This window comes from Microbacterium tumbae (assembly GCF_054780175.1).
The window spans coordinates 560,220-577,296 of record NZ_BAAGWV010000001.1 but is presented as its reverse complement, the minus strand read 5'-3'; the positions used below and the strand labels follow the sequence as shown (position 1 = coordinate 577,296).

Sequence of the window (17,077 nt, the reverse complement as noted above, 5' to 3'; positions counted from 1 at the left end):
GAAAGAAGGAATCCAGTGACTGACACGAACGACTACGACGTCATCGTCTGCGGCGGGGGGCCGTCCGGAAACATGGCGGCCATCGCAGCCGGGCGCGCAGGTGCGAAGACGCTCATCATCGAGAAGTACGGGTTTATTGGAGGAATGGCCACCTCGGCCTGGCTCGGCCCGATCTCACCGATGCACTTCGGTGATGAGCGGGTGATCGCGGGGATCCCAGAGGAGTTCGTGGAACGTATGCGCCGGGCCGGAGGATCCACAGGTCATCTGCGCTGCACGAATCCGCACGGCAGCGGTGCGTATCTCGGCTTCTACGACCGCGAGCACTACAAGTGGACTGCGATCCAGATGCTCCAGGAGGCCGGGGTCGACATCCTGTTCCACTCCTTCGTCTCGGACGTCGTGGTCGAGGGGAATACCGTGTGCGGCGTCGAAGTGACGAACAAGTCCGGCAAGCGCCTCTACACGGCGAAAGTCGTGGTCGATGCGACCGGTGACGGGGACGTGGCCGCCCTCGCCGGCGCCGAGCACACCGTGGGGAACGAGCACGGGGTCTCGCAGCCGTCCACACTCATGTTCGACATGGCCAACGTGGATACCCGTCGGCTCAAGGAGTACATGGACAGTCATCTCGACAACTTCGAGTGGGCTTCGGAGATGGTCGCACTGCAGCCCTTCGCTGAGGAACTCCAACAGGAGCACTTCGTCGGACAGGGTTTCCTGGACCTCGTCGGCGAGGGCTTGGAGAGCGGCGAGTTGTATCTCGGACGCGATTCGATCCTGTTCCTCACCACCACTCACCCCGGTCTCATCCACTTCAACTCCACGCGCATAGCCGGTATCGACGGACGTTCGGCGGAATCCCTCACCGAAGGGGAGATCGACGGGCGCAAGCAGGTGATGAGCCTGGCAGCATATATCGTCAAGCATGTGCCCGGGTTTGAGAACGCGTACCTGGCGGGCACGGGAACTCAGGTCGGCATCCGAGAATCACGGCACATCACGGGGGAGTACGTGATCACCGGCGAGGACGTTCTGCACGGGCGGAAGTTCGACGATGTCGTCGCTCGCGGGTACTTCCCCATCGACATCCACAACCTCAAAGGCAAGGAAGGCTACGCGGGTGGCGGGGTGTGGACGGATCCCGAGGACTCCTACGACATCCCGATGCGCACGCTTATCCCGATTCGTCTCGACGGGCTGGTGATGGCGGGCCGCGCGATTTCCGCCACGCATGAGGCGCACGGATCGCTGCGCACGCAGGGCGGTGCGATGGGGATCGGGCACGCGGCCGGTGCGCTGGCGAGCCAGGCTGCGCTGCGGGATGAACGTCCTCGCAAGGTGCCCTACTCGGCGGTGGAGCGCGTCCTGCTGGAGCAGAAGGCGTCGCTCCGCCGCGATCCGGAGAAGGTGGAGCGCGAGCAGGCGGCTGCTGCGGCGGCCAATGAGAAGGCGCTGTCGGAAGGGAAGATCACAGGGTTGTACTTCCCTGGTGCCCTGACGGGGGTCGCCCCGCGTCTGTGACGCGGTGAGAAGGGTGGGGTCGTCGTGGATTGCGGCGGCCCCACCCTTCTCGTTTGATGCGTTCGCGTGCACTTTCGAAATCGAAGATCAGGCGATACGAAAACACAAAATAGACAAGACTTTCGAGGAACTATCCCGAAGTCATCGCGCTCAATACGCAAGCAAACCTAAGCTGATAGCCGCCGGCGCCCGCCGGAGACTTTTACAGCGACGTAAGGGGTTTGCAGATGAAGCTCAAGAGGAGCACTGCGAGCGCGGTGGCCGTCGTGGCCGCCCTGGGCATGACCGCGTGCGCGGGAGGCGCTGCGCCACAGGCATCCGGGAACGGGTCAGACGACACGGTGACGTTCCGTTCCTGGAGCCCGATCGAGCAGACGACTCAGCAGATGATCGACGCCTTCCAGGCGGAGAACGAGGGGGCGAAGATCGATGCGACGATCTTCAACTATCCGGAGTATCTCGTCGATCTCCAGAGCCGAGCCAGCTCGAACACGATGCCCGACGTGCTGGGGCTGCAGCCCGGGGCGCTGACCCAGCAGTACCGGGACCACCTCATGCCGCTGCAGGACTGCGCCGCCGAGACCTGGGGCGAGGACTGGCAGAGCCGGTTCTATCCGATCGGCATCGAGCAGGCGAGGATGGGAAACCCGGACGGCGATGAGAACTTCTACTCGCTGCCCATCCTGACCCAGACGGTCAACCTCTGGGCGAACTCCGAGATCTTCGCGTCGGAGGGGCTGAGCATCCCCGAGACCTGGGACGAGCTGGTCCAGGTGACGGAGGCGATGAAGGGCGAGGACTACGCCCCGTTCCTCCTCCCGGCCAAGGACTCCTGGCTGCGCAACGTCGTCTTCCTGCAGATCGCGAACAACATCGCCCCCGGAAGGGTGTACGAGGCGGAGGACGGCTCGGCCTCGTGGACCGACCCCGAGATCGTCGAGGCCTTCGACTACTGGGGGAGGCTCTTCTCCGAGGGCATCGCCCAGAGCGGTGCGATCGGCCTGGACGCCTATCCTTCCGCGGTGAACCAGTTCGAGGCGGGGAACGCGGCGATGATCCCGCTCGGCGCCTGGTGGATCCAGCAGTCGGATCCGACGAAGACCGACATCCCGCCGCTGTCCGAGGGCATGTCGGGATACGAGCCCTTCCTCTTCCCGACGATCCCCGGCGGGGCGTCCGAGGCGCAGTTCGTCGGCGGGATCGACGTGAGCCTGGGCATCGCCAAGGACACCGCGAACCCCGAACTGGCCTGCAAGGTGCTGACCGACTTCATCGCGGGCGCCGGCGCGCAGAAGCTGGTCAACACCATGAACGACGTGCCGGCCGTCACGGGGCTCGCCCCCGAGGAGTTCACGAGCGAGAAGCAGGAGGAGATCTGGAACCTCTTCGTCGACGAGTGGCTGCCGAGCGTGCAGTACTCGCGGTACTTCGAGTCCCCCGCCCTCGACCAGGCGGTGGCCGATGCGCTCGCCGCGATCGCGACGGGCGACTCCACGCCGCAGGAGGCCGCGGAGTCGGTGCAGTCCGTCCAGGACTCGCTGGACTGACATCCCGTTCTCGTGGGGCCCGGCGAACGCCGGGCCCCACCGGAGAGGAGCGCATGCATGAGGATGCTGACCAGAGAACGCCTGGTGGGATTCGCCTTCCTGGCCCCCGCCCTGATCCTGTTCGCGGTGTTCGTCGTCTACCCCATCTTCTACAACGTCCAGGCGAGCGGGCTGGACTGGGACGGCGTGAACGTCGGGACGCCCGTGGGGCTCGACAACTACGTCCGGCTGTTCCAGGACCCGACCTTCCTCATCACGCTGCGCAACTCGGCGTTCTGGATCGTCCTCACGATCATCCCGCAGGGGGTCATCGGCTTCCTCCTGGCCGTCGCCCTGAACCAGGGACTGCGCGGGAGCACGGTCTACCGCGCGATCTTCTTCATCCCCGCCATCCTCTCCCCGGTGGTCGTCGGCATCGTCTGGCAGCGGATCCTCGACCCCTGGGGCGGCGTCCTCGCGAGCATCGGCAAGGCCACCGGGATCGGCTTCCTCGGCGGCGACTATCTGACCAATCCGTCCACGGCGATCTTCGCCGTGATCTTCGTGAACGTGTGGATGTGGACGGGCTTCTCGATGCTCTTCTACCTCGCCGGCCTCCAGCTCATCGATCCCAGTCTCATGGAGGCCGCCCGGATCGACGGAGCCAACGGATTCCAGACGATGGTCCGGATCACCTTCCCGCTGCTGAAGTCGACGACGCTCTCCCTCGTCCTCCTCGGGATCATCGGATCGCTCAAGACCTTCGAGCTCGTGTACGTGCTCACCCAGGGCGGACCGAACCACGCCTCCGAGATGCTGCCCACCTTCGCGTTCCTCCAGGCCTTCCAGCTGCAGGACGTCGGCTACGCCTCGGCCATCAGCGTCGTCCTCCTCGTCGTCGCGGTCGTGAGCTCGCTGTCGATGGTGCGGGTCTTCGGCGCCGGATTCATCACGGGAGACGAGAGATGAGCGCCATGAGCGAGACCAGGACCCTGATCGTCCCCGAGGGGCGTCGCGAACGGCATCGCCATGGCGCGCCCGGCCGTCGGGTCGGGTGGCTCCACTTCGTCCTCGTGCCGCTGGCGCTGCTGTGGCTCGTGCCGATCATCATGGTCGTCGGCCTGTCGATGATGCCCTCGGACAATCCGACGACGCAGTTCTTCGGCATGCTCCCCGCCGAGTTCAGCGTGAAGAACTATCTCGCCATCTGGGACCAGAACCCGATCCTGCTCCACCTGCTGAACAGTCTGCTCATCACCGTGCCGTCGGTGCTGCTCGTCTGCCTCCTCGGCTCGATGGCCGCCTTCGCCCTCGCGCGTCTGCGCGTGCCGCTCAAGGCCGTGATCTTCGGCGTGCTCATCCTCGCGCTGATCCTGCCCATGTCGAGCATCGTCGTGGCGACCTTCCGGATCCTGCAGTCGATGCAGCTCTACAACAACCTCGCCGGCCTCGTGCTCGTCTACACCGCGCTGGGTCTCCCCTTCGCCGTCATCATCATCCGGACGTCCTATCTCGCGATCCCCCTGGAGACCTATGAGGCCGCGCGTCTGGACGGAGCGAGCTCCTGGCAGATCTTCCGGCGGATCTACCTGCCGCTGGGAAAGCCCGCGCTCGCCGTGGTGGCGGTCTGGCAGACGATGATGAGCTGGAACGACTTCCTGCTGCCGCTGGTGACGCTGGGCGACAACGCGCTGAAGCCGCTGACGCTCGTTCCCCTCGCCTATCGGGGCATGTACCTCTCCCAGCCCGGTGCGCTCTTCGCGATCCTCGTGCTGATCTCCGTGCCCGTCGTCGTGCTGTTCCTGTTCATCCAGAAGTACCTCGTGAACGGCCTGTCGGGGGCGATCAAATGAGCGTGATCGGACTCGACCTCGGCACCAGCGGCATCCGCGCGATGGCCTTCGGCATCGACCGCCGGGCGCTGGCCTCGTCCGCTCGGCGACTCACGCTCCTCCGGGACGGGCGCGGGCGCGTGGAACTCGATCCCGTCGAGCTGATCTCGGCAGCGGAGGACATGCTGCGGGAGGCCGCAGCCGCTGCGGAGCGGGAGGGCGATCCCGTCCGCGCTGTGGGGCTCTCGGTGCTCGGCGAGGCCGTCGTCCCGGTCGACGTGGCCGGCGCGCCGCTCGCGCGCATCGCGGTCAGCATGGACACGAGAGGTGCGGGGCCGGCGGAGGCGCTGGGGCGCGTCGTCGGGGCGCGGCGCTTCGCCCGGGTCACCGGTCAGCCGCTGCACGGCATGTTCTCGGTCTTCAAGGTCATGGCGGGAGAGGAGGGCTGGCGGAGCGCCGCCGGGTTCCGCTGCGTCGGCGACCTCCTCGCGCAGCGCTGGACGGGCGTGGCCGGCATCGATCTCGGGCAGGCGGCGCGCTTCGGCCTTCTCGACGTCGACGCAGGGCGATGGAGCGAAGAGCTGCTCGCGGCCGCTGCGTCGATCGCCCCCTGGGTCCGCGCCGAGCGCCTCTCCGCCGTCCACGCGGCGGGTGAGGTGATCGGGAGGATCACGGGGGCCGCGGCGGACGCGACCGGTCTGGCGGAGGGGACGCCGCTCGTCGCCGGGACGCACGATCAGGCGGCCGCCTTCCTCGGCGCCGGCGGCGCCGCGGGGGTGCGCTCCGTCATCGCCTTCGGATCGAGCGACTGCCTGACGGTCGGCACGGCCGCACGGCCCGACGGACTGGAGGGGACGGGATTCGCGAGCTACCGGGTCCATGACGGGCTCTGGGTGACGCTGGCCGGCACGGCGGCCGGCGGCTGGGCCCTGGAGTGGCTGGCCGGCCTCCTCGACCGGGACGTCGCCGATGTCTTCGGGCACATGGCGGGGGAGCCGCCGGCCCTGCTCTTCCTCCCCTATCTCGCCGGCTCAGGGACGCTCGACAACGACCCGCGGGCCCGCGGCGCCGTGCACGGCCTCACACTGGAGACGACCGCCGCCGAACTGGCGCGCGCCGTGGTGGAGGGCGCGGGCTACGAGTTCCGCAAGATCATCGACGCGTTCGCCGATCGGGGGATCCCGGTGGGCGAGATCCGCGTGAGCGGCGCCGGCGCCGAGAACCGTGCGGCGCTGCACGCCCGGGCCGACGCCGCGGGCGTGCCGCTCGTCCCGGTCCCCTCCGACGCCTCCGCGCGTGGAGCGGCGATGCTCGCCCTGCGCGCCCTGGGCGAGGACCCGGACGGTCTGCGGCCGGACCCGATCTCGGAGCCCGCATCCCCCGACGCCGCATTGAGCGACTGGTACGCGCGCCAGCAGCGGGCCTATGCCGATCTCTACGACCTCACCCGGCCGATCGCCGCGCACCTGTCCTCATCGTCAGCCACCCACCAGAAAGAGAACATGTCATGACCGCCACCGCGCCGAACATCGGCTTCGACCTGGACGCCGCCCGCAAGGAGATCCTCGACTACTGCCTGCGATCGATGGAGTACGGGCTGAACTTCAACACCCAGGGCAACATCTCCCTGCGCGTGCCGGGGGTGGAGGACCGATTCCTCATCACCCCGACGGACCTGGAGTACGACCGCATGACCCCGGAGGACATCGTGCTCGTCAACGGCGACAGCGAGCTCGTCGAGGGCCGTCTCGGACCGTCGAGCGAGGTCACGGTCCACATGGCGATCTACAGGCGCCGCCCGGACGTGAACGCGATCGTGCACTCCGAGCCCGTCTTCTCCAACGTCTGGGGCGTCGTCGGATCGCCGATCCGCGGGACCCTCGTCAACATGGTCATCTACACGAAGGGCGACGTCCCGATCATGCCCTTCGAGCTCAGCAACAACACCGAGTTCGGCGAGCACATGTGCGATGTGATGGGCGACCTCAACGCGGTCGTGTGGGCCAACCACGGTCTTCTCACCGTCGGGACGAATCTCCGGGACGCCTTCAAGACGAGCGTGGCCGTCGAGTCCGCCGCCAAGGTGCAGGCCTACGCCGGCGCCCTCACCGACGATCCGATCGTGCTCGACTACGCCACGCTCGGCATCACCGAGTCGCTCTGAGGGGCGGCGGATGTCTCTTCGCACCCTCCGAGAGGTGCTCGCGGACGCGGAGGCCGGCGGCTACGCGGTCGGCGCCTTCAACGTCTCGAGCCTGGACCAGGCGATCGCCGTGCTCGACGCCGCCTCGGCCGAGCGCTCCCCCGTGATCGTCCAGTCGATCGCCGGGATGTCGGCCTATGACGACGAGTCGCGATGGTGGATGCGCCTGCGCCGTCTGATCGACGACTATCCGGATGTCGACGCGGTTCTGCACCTCGATCACGGACGCACGTACGAGGACTGCGCGCGCGCGATCGCGCACGGCTTCACGAGCGTCATGATCGACGCCAGTCGCGATCCCGGAACGGATCAGCCCTCGTCGTTCGACGCCAACGTCGCGCTCACGCGCAGGGTGGTGGATCGCGCGCACCCCGCCGGGGTGAGCGTGGAGGGCGAGCTGGGCACGATCGGCGGGGCGGAGGCGGGCGTCGCCGGCGTCCTCGAGGAGATCGTGTTCGCCGATCCCCAGCAGGCGGTGGACTTCGTCGCCGCGACCGATGTCGACGCGCTCGCCGTCGCCGTGGGGACCAGCCACGGCTCGGTCAAGTTCACCGACGCGGCGGGCGGGGAAAGGCTGCGGCTCGAGCTGATCGCGGAGATCAGGAGCCGCCTGCCCGGAACCTTCCTCGTGCTGCACGGCTCCTCCTCGGTTCCGGAGGACGCCGTCGCGGCGATCAATGCGCACGGCGGCCGGGTCACGCCCTCCTACGGCATCTCCCCGGAGCAGAAGGCGGCGGGGATCCAGGCGGGTATCCGGAAGGTGAACCAGGGCACGGATTCGCACCTGGCGTGGACCGCGGCGCTGCGCACGTTCCTCGACGAGAATCCGTCGGTGGTCGAGCCGAGCGAGCTGCTGCGGCCGGCGATCGCGGGATTCGAGGCGATGGTGCGCAGGAGGATGCGGGAGTTCGGCTCCGCCGGCAGGGCATGACGCGCGGCGGGCGCGGACCGGGCGCCGTCAGACGAGCTCGATCGTCAGTCCCGCCTCGCGCAAGGACTGAAGTCCGTCCTCCGGCGCCTCGGAACCGGTGATCAGCAGATCGATGCGGTCGAGGGGTGCGACCTGAATGACCTGGCTCTTGCCGATCTTCGAGCTGTCCGCGAGCACGATCCGCCGCTCCGCCGCGTCGAGATAGCGTCGCTTGATCGTCACCTCGGGCAGGCTCGAGTTGGTGAAACCGCGCTCGGAGACGCCGTTGCAGCCGATGAAGCACAGATCGCTGTGCACCGAGCCGATGAACATGTCGCCGAGCGGATCGGTGAGCGAGCGCTGCTTGTAGCTCACCGTGCCGCCCGTGACGACGACGGTGATCTGATGGGGCTCCGCCACGCCCAGCTCGAGGGCGATCGTGAGCGAGTTCGTGAACACCATCACGCCGCGCAGATCGTCCCTGGCGCGGAGGGCGCGGGCGAGCGCCAGCGTCGTCGTGCCTGCGTCGATGAGGATCGCCATCTCGCTCTCGACCATCGCGGCCGCGGCGTTCCCGATCCGTCGCTTCTCGGTCACGGCGCGCGTCAGAGCCCGCTCGTAGTCGGGCGCATGCGCGGTGGACTTGATCCCGGAGATCGCGCCGCCGTGCACGCGCTGGATCACGTTCTCGCTGGCGAGCAGATCGAGATCGCTGCGGATCGTCACCTCGGAGACGCTGAGGACGCGGCTGAGCTCCAGCACGCGGGCGAACCCCTGGCGCTCCACGATGGAGACGATCTGCTCGCGCCGGATCGTCGCAGGGACTGCTTGCGACCACTCCGGCATGCAGATCAGCGTAGTGCGGGAACCGTGCGGAGCGGGGAGGCAGGAGCGGATCGATTACAGTGAAGCGCATCATGGCCACGATCTACGACGTCGCGACGCTGGCCGGCGTCTCGCCGGCGACGGTGTCGCGCGTGTTCAACGGGACGAACGTGTCGGAGGAGAAGGTCGACGCGGTGCGGGCCGCCGCCGCCCAGCTGAAGTTCGTGCCGAATCGCACGGCGCGGACGCTGCGGCGTCAGAGCTCCGAGGTGATCGGGCTCATCATCCCCGACATCGAGAACCCCTACTTCACGGAGATGGCGCGCGGCGTCGAGGACATCGCCTCCGAGGCCGGCTACTCGGTCGTGCTCTGCAACTCGGACTCCGTCCTCGAGAAGGAGGCCGCCTATCTCGGCATCGCGGTCGCGGAGCACATGTCGGGGGTGGTCATCGCCACGGCGTCCGAGCGCTCCGAGCTCGCGGGCATCCTCGCCACGGGGCGGCCGGTGGTCGCCGTCGACCGCCGTGTCCCGGAGGATGTCGACGGCGTGGTGATGGCCAACCGTGCGGCCGGCGACACGGCGACGCGGAGCCTCATCGATGCGGGTTACACCCGCATCGCGTACATCGGCGGTCCGGGGGACATCGACACGGCCGCGGAGCGGGCCGCGGGGTGGCGCGAGGCGCTCGCGGCGACGGATCGGGATGCGGACGATCGCCTGCTGCGCTTCTCGACCTTCCGCGTGGACGGCGGGCGTGCGGCGATGGAGGAGCTCCTCGCGCTCCCCGAGCCGCCGGACGCCGTGGTGGCGGGGAACAACCTCATCGGCGTCGGCGCGATCCAGGTGCTGACGGAGCACGGTCTCACCCCGCCCCGCGTGGGCGTCGCCGTGATCGGCTCGCTCCCCTTCACGACGCTGTCCCCGACCGCTGTCACCGTCGTGCGGCTTCCCGCGCGGCAGATGGGCGTCACCGCCGCTCGGATGCTCCTCGAGCGCATCCGCGGAGATGCGCAGCCCGCGCGTACGGTCGTGCTCGGGGGCGAGCTCCAGGCCGCCAGCGCGCAGCGCTGACGATCGTCCGGCGCCTGCCGGGCGCTGACCGGTCGCGTCCGTTCTCGGCTTGCAACGTGAAATCGATTTCGCGTACCCTGGGGGGAAGCATCCGGGATCGAGGAGGACGCCCATGCGCTGCACCATCGGCGTCGACGTCGGCACGTCGAGCACCAAGGGCGTGCTCGTCGCCGAGGACGGCTCGATCGTCGCATCCGCCTCGCGTGCGCACGATGTCAGCCGCCCCCGCACCGGCTGGGTGGAGATGGACGCCGGGATCTGGTGGGACGAGTTCGTCTCGATCGCCCGGGAGCTGCGTGCCGCGATGCCGGAGGCCGGGATCGCCGGCGTAGGCGTCAGCGGCATGGGACCCTGCGTCCTGCTGGCGGACGAGGAAGACGTCCCCGTGCGGCCGGCGATCCTCTACGGGGTCGATACGCGGGCCGTGGCGCAGATCGATCGCATGACCGCGGAGCTCGGCGCGCAGGAGATCACCAGGATCGGCGGATCCGCGCTCACCTCCCAGGCGGCCGGAGCGAAGATCGCCTGGGTGGCCGACGAGGAGCCGGACGCCTTCGCCCGCGCCCGCCGCCTGTTCATGCCCGCCTCGTGGCTGGCCCGTCGCCTCACCGGCGCCTATGCGCTCGATCACCAGTCCGCCAGCCAGACGTCCCCGCTCTACGAGATCGAGGGCGAGAGGTGGCACGACCCGTGGTGGGAGCGGTACGCGGCGACGATCGCACAGCCGGCGCTCGGCTGGGCGGGTGAGATCGCCGGCACGGTCACGGACGCGGCGGCCGGGATCACGGGGATCCCCGCGGGGACGCCGGTGATCATCGGCACGATCGATGCCTGGACCGAGGCCGTCAGCGTGGGCGCGCACGGCGCCGGCGACCTCATGCTCATGTACGGCACGACCATGTTCCTCGTCGCCACCGGCACGCGGACGCTGCGCACGCCCTCGATGTGGACGACGGTCGGAGCCTTCCCCGGAACCCGCAACCTGGCGGGCGGACTGTCGACGTCCGGTGCGCTGACCGCCTGGCTCAGGGATCTCACGGATGCGGACTATCCGCAGCTGCTCGCCGAGGCCGAGGAGTCCGGGCCCGGCGCCCGCGGCCTGCTGATGCTGCCGTACTTCGCGGGCGAGCGCACGCCGATCCAGGACCCTGACGCGCGCGGCGTGGTCGCCGGGCTCACCCTGGAACACGGCCGGGGGGATCTCTACCGTGCGGCGCTCGAGGCCACGGCGCTCGGCGTGCGGCACAACGTCGAGACCATGCGCGCGGCCGGTGCGGACATCCGCCGCATCGTCGCCGTCGGCGGCGGTACGCAGGGACGGCTCTGGCTGCAGATCGTCTCGGATGTCACCGGTCTCGTCCAGGAGGTCCCCGAGACGACCATCGGCGCGAGCTACGGGGCGGCGTTCCTCGCGGCATCCGCCGTCGCCGGCGAGGGGGAGGAGCCCCACATCGCCGACTGGAACCCCATAGCCCAGGTGATCACCCCCGACCCCGCGCTCGGCGATCTCTACGACGCCCTCTTCGATCGCTATGCGCGGCTGTACGAGGCGACTAAGGACGTCGTCCACGAACTCGCCGCCGACCGGCGCACCGCCTGACCGCAGGCCCCCAGACCGCAACACACATCGGAGACACATCATGAGCTACACCCTCCCCGTTCTCTCGTCCCGCCCCGCCCTCGCCCCGAGGACCGCGTACCTCATCACCTCCGGAGACCTCCGCGAGTCGGCGAACGTCGCGGGCTGGCCGACGCAGGTCGAGCTGGAGGCCGGCGTGACCGGCGTGCTCGAAGGGCTCGGCTGGAGCGTCGTCCGGCCGTTCGGCGTCGACCCGGAGACCGGCCACGGCTTCATCTCCAGTCAGCGCATGGGCATGGAGGTCTTCACGAAGATCCCGGTGGATGCGCCGCTCATCGTGGCCACGGCCAACTGGCAGTACTCGCACCACGTGCTCGCCGGGCTCCGCACCCATCAGGGCCCGATCCTCACGGTGGCGAACTTCGCCGGGGACTGGCCGGGGCTCGTCGGCCTCCTCGGGCTCAACGCGGGTCTGACGAAGATGGGCAAGCCCTACGCGACGACCTGGTCGGTGGACTTCGCCGACGACTGGTTCATCGCAGGCATCCGGGAGTGGACCGAGACCGGGACGATCACGCACGACGTCTCGCACGTGCGTGCGCTGCCCGAGCTGCCAGACTCGCCGGAGAAGCGGCTGGGCGAGGCGCTGGCCGTGCAGCTGCGCGACGAGAAGGCCATCATCGGCGTCTTCGACGAGGGCTGCATGGGCATGTACAACGCGATCTTCGACGACGAGCTGCTCAACCAGACCGGCATCTACAAGGAGCGCCTGTCGCAGTCCGCCCTGTACGCGGAGATGCTGACCGTGACGGATGCGGAGGCGGATTCCGCCTACGAGTGGCTCATCGACAGGGGGATGACCTTCCGCTACGGCGCGGATGCCGCGACCGAGCTCACCCGCGACCAGGTGCAGTGGCAGCTGAAGATGTACATCGCCGCGCTCCGCATCGCCGACGACTTCGGCCTCGACGCGGTCGGCATCCAGTACCAGCAGGGCCTGAAGGATCTGGTTCCGGCCTCCGACCTCGCCGAGGGCATCCTGAACTCCACCGAGCGTCCGCCGGTGACCTCGCGCGACGGCTCGCGCGTGCTGCACGAGGGCCGTGCCTTCCCGCACTTCAACGAGGCGGACGAGGGGGTCGCCGTCGATGCGCTCGTCACCGACCGGGTGTGGCGTGCGATGGGACTCGTGCCGGACAACACCCTGCACGACGTGCGCTGGGGCGAGGACTACGACGGAGAGTTCGTCTGGGTGTACGAGATCTCGGGCTCGGTGCCGGCATCCCATCTCGGCGGCTGGGACAAGGCCGAGGGATGGCGTCAGGGGCACGTGTTCTTCCCTGCGGGCGGCGCGACGATCAACGGCGTCTCCCAGCCCGGCGAGATCGTGCTGAGCCGTGTGTTCATCGCCGACGGCGTCCTGCAGGCCGACATCTTCCGGGCATCCGTCGTCGAGCTCCCCGCGGAGGAGACCCAGCGCCGCAAGGACGCCACGAACCCGGAGTGGCCGATCGCCCACGTCGTGCTGCACGGCGTCTCGCGCGACCAGTTCATGGCCCGCCACAAGGCGAACCACGCCCAGCTCGTCTACGCGCCGGACGCCGAGACGGCGGACAGGGCGCTCATCGCCAAGGCTGCGATGTTCGCGGGGATGGGCATCAAGGTGAACCTCGTGGGGGACGTGGCGGTCTGATCCGCTTCAGACGCGAGTCGCCCGGAACCTCTCGTGATCGCTCAGCGAGATCCTGGCGTACGCGTACGCCCATTCCCGCAGGGCGGCGGTGACCGTACGGCCGCCGCCGATGTATCCGGCGACGATGGTGGCCGTCTCGGACTGCCCGTGCGCGCGGGCGAGCGTCGCTCCGCACGCCCGCGCGTAGGTCTCGAAAGGGCCGTCGTCGAGCTCCTCGACGTCGATGCCGCCCTTCATGTCATGGAACTGCCTGGCGTAGTAGTCGCCGTGCGGTCCGCGGAAGTGACCGAGGAACGGATCGGACAGCGCCTGCAGGATCCGCTGCATCGACACCACCCGCGCACCTTCGCCCTCTGCCTCGATGAGGTTCTGGAGAGCCTTCGGCTGCGGCATCCGGCCGTACTCGACGAGCACGCTGCGAGAGGCCTGCTTGGGCTGCATGAGCAGCGTGTTGTCCTCTCCGTCCTGGAACAGGACGAGGTAGCAGCGCGTGCCGACGCTGCCCACGCCGACGACTCGCCTGGCGACATCGGAGAGCGTGTAGTGCTCGAGCAGCAGGGCGATGTCGGCGCCGGCCGTGCGACGGTACTCGTCGATGAGCCGGTGGACGCTCTCGAGCGCCTCCGGTTCGACGTCGACGGTCGTCGGAGGCACGCGCACGATTCGCCGTCGGCCGTCGGGGTCGACTTCGGTCAGTCGGCGCGCGGCGCGCTCGCCGGTGCGCTTCCGCGCCCGCTTCACAGAGGTGCGGATGGCGTGCCGCGCCTCGCGGTCCAGCAGGGTGCGCGTCGACGCGACGTCGAAATGCGTGAAGTACCGCGCCGTCGGACTCAGCTCGCTGACGCTGCGGATGCCGCGGACGTATCCCATGACGGCCGCCCCGATGGCGTTCTGGATCACCGCATCGTCGCGTCCGGAAGCCTGCCCGCCGACGACCACGCTCCCGACGAGACGCTTGAGGTCCCACTCCCAGGGCGCCCACGCCGCCTCGTCGAAGTCGTTCAGATCGAACATCAGATCGCGCGACGCCGAGGCGTAGAACCCGAAGTTCGAGACGTGCGCGTCGCCGCTGGAGGCGACCAGGATGCCGGAATGCGGGGCATCGGCGAGGTCGGCGGCCATCAGCGCCGCCGTACCGCGGTAGAACGCGAACGGGCTCGCCGACATCCGTTCGGTGCGCAGCGGCACGAGCTCCGGGACGCGCTCGGCATCCTGCTGGGCGAGGATGCCGAGCGGATCGCGTTCGCCGACGGAGAGGATCGCGAGCTCCTCACGGGGGAGCTGAGCCCGGATCAGCCGTCCGCGCTCAAGGAGCTCTGCGCGGGAGGCCGGGCGCGACCATGCTGTGCTCATCCGCCCATCCTGGCAGGGCGGTCGCGGCCCGGGAAGTGCTCGTTGCCGGCAGTGCGCAGGTGCGGGACGATGGGGTGATGGCGACCGTCGAGGACGCACGCGAGATCGCGCTGGCGCTGCCAGGCGTCGAGGAGCGTGCCGGCGGCCATACCGGGGAGCCGTCGTGGCGGCTGGGGAGCGGACAGATCGCCTGGATCCGGGGCCCGAGCACGACGGACCTCGGACAGCTCGCCGAGCTCGGACGCTCCTGGCCCAGGGGCCCCGTGCTCGGGGTGCGGGTGACGAGCATCGCCGAGAAGGAGGCGCTTCTGGCCGCCGAGCCGGAACGGCTCTTCACGATCCCGCACTTCGACGGGTACCCGGCGGTCCTCGTGATTCTCGACGCCGTGGACAGCGGACGACTCGCGGAGATCCTCTCCGACGCCTGGCTGGCACGGGCTCCCGCGCGGCTCGCGCGGGAGTGGCTCGCCGAGCGCGGCCTCGAGTGAGGATCAGCCCGAAGAGGCGAGCGATCATGCCTGGGGCAGCCGGATCACCTCCGGCGCGATGTCGTCGCCTTCGTCGAGGCGGATGCCGCGGGCGAGCTCGTCGAGCGCCGGGAGCACCTCGCCCAGCATCGCGGGGTCGGTGCAGAGCGCCGTGGCGGTCACGAGGAGTGTGCCCGTGTCCCAGGTGTAGAGGGCCAGGGGCGAGGCGTTCGGCTCCGGCGGATGCGGAAGGACGAGCCGCTCGCCGAGACCGAGCGGACTCGGGAAGGCCTCGGTGTCGTCGTACTCCATCGGCATCATCGCGCGGGCCGTGCGCAGCTGGGTCGTGAGCTCCTGGACGCTCGCGGTCACCACCAGTCGTTCGGGGGCGTCCTTCCACGCCCAGACCAGCATCCGCCCGTCCATCGCATGGATCGCTCGCGGCAGGAGGCGCCGGATGAGCCATCCAACGGCCCGCCGGCCGGGACCGATGGCCTGCGACCAGGCCTGATCGCCCTGCCTCTGGAGCAGCCGGATGGCCGCGCGTCGATGCCGGCCGCCGCCTCGGGCCGCCGGCCAGGCGACCGGAACCCACTGCTTCGGATCTGCGGATGCTGTCAGGCGCATGCCTCCACGGTAGGGCAGCCCCCTTCGGGTTCGCCGAGACCCTCCCCGTCGCCGGGGCTCCTGCCCTCGACGTCGGTGCGAGGGGGTCTCCTGGAGCGGGAGAGTCCCGGCGAGCGGGAAGGGGTCGCGACGCTCGGGAGAGGCCGCGTGGGCGGTGCCCGGCCCGCCTCCGGTGGGCGGCCAGGGCGCTCCGGTAGAGTGGCGTCCGCCCGACCCAGGCTCTCCCATGGCCGCCAGACCGTAAGGCAGCATCCCGTGACCTCATCAGACGATCCGACCGATGCGTCGAACCCTCCCCGTCCGCTGAAGATCCTCATCGGGTGCGACACGTTCTCCCCCGACATCAACGGCGCCGCGCGCTTCGCGGAGCGCCTGGCCGCGGGTCTCGTGCAGCGGGGCCACGATGTGCACGTCGTCGCCCCCAACCAGGCGTACCGCACGGCGAAGCCCCGCACCGAGGTCATCGAGGGGGAGCCGATGACGCTGCACCGGCTCCCGTCCATCCGCTGGGCGCCGCACGACTGGCTGCGCTTCGTCTGGCCGTGGCGCGCGAAGCACTACGCCAGGAAGGTGCTCGACGCGGTCCGTCCCGACGTCGTGCACATCCAGTCCCACATCGTCATCGGGCGCGGGCTCTCCCGCGTCGCGCACGAACGCGGCATCCCGGTCATCGCGACGAACCACGTCATGGCCGAGAACATCCTCGACCACACCACGATGCCGAAGTTCATCGACGATCTGGTGCTGAAGTTCGCCTGGGCGGATGCGAAGCGCACCTTCGACCTCACGCGCGCCGTCACGACGCCGACGCGTCGTGCCGCCGACTTCCTGGAGCGCACGGTCGAGGTCTCCGGCGTCATCCCCGTCAGCTGCGGCATCGACCGCACGCAGTACACCCCCGTCATCGCGCCGCGGGAGAAGAACCGCATCATCTTCGTCGGCCGCCTCACCGCCGAGAAGCAGGTCGAGGTGATCCTGCAGGCCATGACCCGCCTCGACCCCGCCCTCGACGTGCACTTCGACATCGTCGGAGGCGGCGACCAGCGCAAGCAGCTCGAGAACCTCGCCGGCCAGCTCGGGCTCGGCGACCGCGTCACGTTCCACGGGCGGACCACGGACGAGGACCTGCGGGCCCTGCTCTCGCGGGCCAGCCTGTTCGTGATCGCGTCCATCGCCGAGCTGCAGTCGATCGCGACGATGGAGGCGATGGCCTCCGCGCTGCCCATCGTCGCAGCGGACGCCGTCGCCCTGCCCCACCTCGTGCACGACGGGGAGAACGGCCACCTGTTCACACCGGGGGACGCCGACGAGCTCGCCGCGCGGCTCACGGACGTCCTGACGGCGTCTCCCGCGGAGTACGAGCGCATGCAGCGCGCGTCGTTGGACGGCGTGGCCGTGCATGACATCAACCGCACACTGGACACCTTCGAGGCCCTGTACCGCGACGCCCCGCTGCCGGAGTAGG

The 17,077-nt window shown here is 69.4% G+C and carries 15 protein-coding genes; 12 read left to right on the top strand and 3 right to left on the bottom strand.

Features of this window, described 5'->3' with window-relative positions; all coding sequences use genetic code 11:
• Positions 1-15: 15 nt before the first annotated feature.
• The 7 genes from ACYVGQ_RS02700 to ACYVGQ_RS02670 all read left to right on the top strand — a co-directional run bounded on the left by ACYVGQ_RS02700 (position 16) and on the right by ACYVGQ_RS02670 (position 8,016).
• On the top strand, positions 16-1,524 hold the full coding sequence (locus tag ACYVGQ_RS02700) for an FAD-dependent oxidoreductase (RefSeq protein ID WP_460782970.1): 1,509 nt from the start codon (positions 16-18) through the stop codon (positions 1,522-1,524).
• Between the two features lie 227 nt (positions 1,525-1,751).
• Positions 1,752-3,071, top strand: a complete 1,320-nt coding sequence (locus ACYVGQ_RS02695) for an ABC transporter substrate-binding protein (RefSeq protein WP_460782969.1) — start codon at positions 1,752-1,754, stop codon at positions 3,069-3,071.
• A 57-nt stretch (positions 3,072-3,128) separates the two neighbouring features.
• On the top strand, positions 3,129-4,019 hold the full coding sequence (locus tag ACYVGQ_RS02690; protein ID WP_460782968.1) for a carbohydrate ABC transporter permease: 891 nt from the start codon (positions 3,129-3,131) through the stop codon (positions 4,017-4,019).
• Between the two features lie 5 nt (positions 4,020-4,024).
• A complete protein-coding gene (locus ACYVGQ_RS02685; protein WP_460782967.1) occupies positions 4,025-4,903 on the top strand; it encodes a carbohydrate ABC transporter permease in 879 nt (292 codons plus the stop codon).
• Positions 4,900-6,393, top strand: a complete 1,494-nt coding sequence (locus tag ACYVGQ_RS02680) for an FGGY-family carbohydrate kinase (RefSeq protein ID WP_460782966.1) — start codon at positions 4,900-4,902, stop codon at positions 6,391-6,393. Before ACYVGQ_RS02685 ends, ACYVGQ_RS02680 begins: the two co-directional genes overlap by 4 nt.
• On the top strand, positions 6,390-7,046 hold the full coding sequence (locus ACYVGQ_RS02675) for a class II aldolase/adducin family protein (RefSeq protein ID WP_460782965.1): 657 nt from the start codon (positions 6,390-6,392) through the stop codon (positions 7,044-7,046). Before ACYVGQ_RS02680 ends, ACYVGQ_RS02675 begins: the two co-directional genes overlap by 4 nt.
• Positions 7,047-7,056: 10 nt before the next feature.
• Entirely contained in the window at positions 7,057-8,016 is a 960-nt protein-coding gene (locus ACYVGQ_RS02670; protein ID WP_460782964.1) for a ketose-bisphosphate aldolase, read from the top strand.
• Positions 8,017-8,043: 27 nt separating this feature from the next.
• Here the strand turns inward: ACYVGQ_RS02670 and ACYVGQ_RS02665 are convergent, their stop codons facing one another.
• Entirely contained in the window at positions 8,044-8,841 is a 798-nt protein-coding gene (locus ACYVGQ_RS02665) for a DeoR/GlpR family DNA-binding transcription regulator (protein ID WP_460782963.1), read from the bottom strand.
• Positions 8,842-8,912: 71 nt separating this feature from the next.
• Here ACYVGQ_RS02665 and ACYVGQ_RS02660 point away from each other — a divergent pair, with 71 nt between their 5' ends.
• The 3 genes from ACYVGQ_RS02660 (at position 8,913) to ACYVGQ_RS02650 (ending at position 13,165) form a co-directional block, all read left to right on the top strand.
• A complete protein-coding gene (locus ACYVGQ_RS02660) occupies positions 8,913-9,893 on the top strand; it encodes a LacI family DNA-binding transcriptional regulator (RefSeq protein WP_460782962.1) in 981 nt (326 codons plus the stop codon).
• A gap of 112 nt (positions 9,894-10,005) precedes the next feature.
• On the top strand, positions 10,006-11,493 hold the full coding sequence (locus ACYVGQ_RS02655) for an FGGY-family carbohydrate kinase (RefSeq protein WP_460782961.1): 1,488 nt from the start codon (positions 10,006-10,008) through the stop codon (positions 11,491-11,493).
• 40 nt (positions 11,494-11,533) lie between these two features.
• Positions 11,534-13,165, top strand: coding sequence for a fucose isomerase (locus ACYVGQ_RS02650; RefSeq protein WP_460782960.1), 1,632 nt, complete (start codon positions 11,534-11,536; stop codon positions 13,163-13,165).
• Between the two features lie 6 nt (positions 13,166-13,171).
• Here the strand turns inward: ACYVGQ_RS02650 and ACYVGQ_RS02645 are convergent, their stop codons facing one another.
• Positions 13,172-14,518, bottom strand: a complete 1,347-nt coding sequence (locus ACYVGQ_RS02645) for a DUF2252 domain-containing protein (RefSeq protein WP_460782959.1) — start codon at positions 14,516-14,518, stop codon at positions 13,172-13,174.
• A 77-nt stretch (positions 14,519-14,595) separates the two neighbouring features.
• Between ACYVGQ_RS02645 and ACYVGQ_RS02640 the strand changes: the two genes are divergently transcribed.
• The gene (locus ACYVGQ_RS02640; RefSeq protein ID WP_460782958.1) at positions 14,596-15,006 is read left to right on the top strand and encodes an MmcQ/YjbR family DNA-binding protein; all 411 of its coding nucleotides are present in this window, start codon (positions 14,596-14,598) and stop codon (positions 15,004-15,006) included.
• Between the two features lie 24 nt (positions 15,007-15,030).
• Here the strand turns inward: ACYVGQ_RS02640 and ACYVGQ_RS02635 are convergent, their stop codons facing one another.
• On the bottom strand, positions 15,031-15,612 hold the full coding sequence (locus tag ACYVGQ_RS02635) for a hypothetical protein (RefSeq protein WP_460782957.1): 582 nt from the start codon (positions 15,610-15,612) through the stop codon (positions 15,031-15,033).
• Between the two features lie 255 nt (positions 15,613-15,867).
• Between ACYVGQ_RS02635 and ACYVGQ_RS02630 the strand changes: the two genes are divergently transcribed.
• Complete coding sequence (locus tag ACYVGQ_RS02630; protein ID WP_460782956.1) at positions 15,868-17,076, top strand: glycosyltransferase; 1,209 nt, start codon at positions 15,868-15,870, stop codon at positions 17,074-17,076.
• Position 17,077 lies beyond the last annotated feature (1 nt).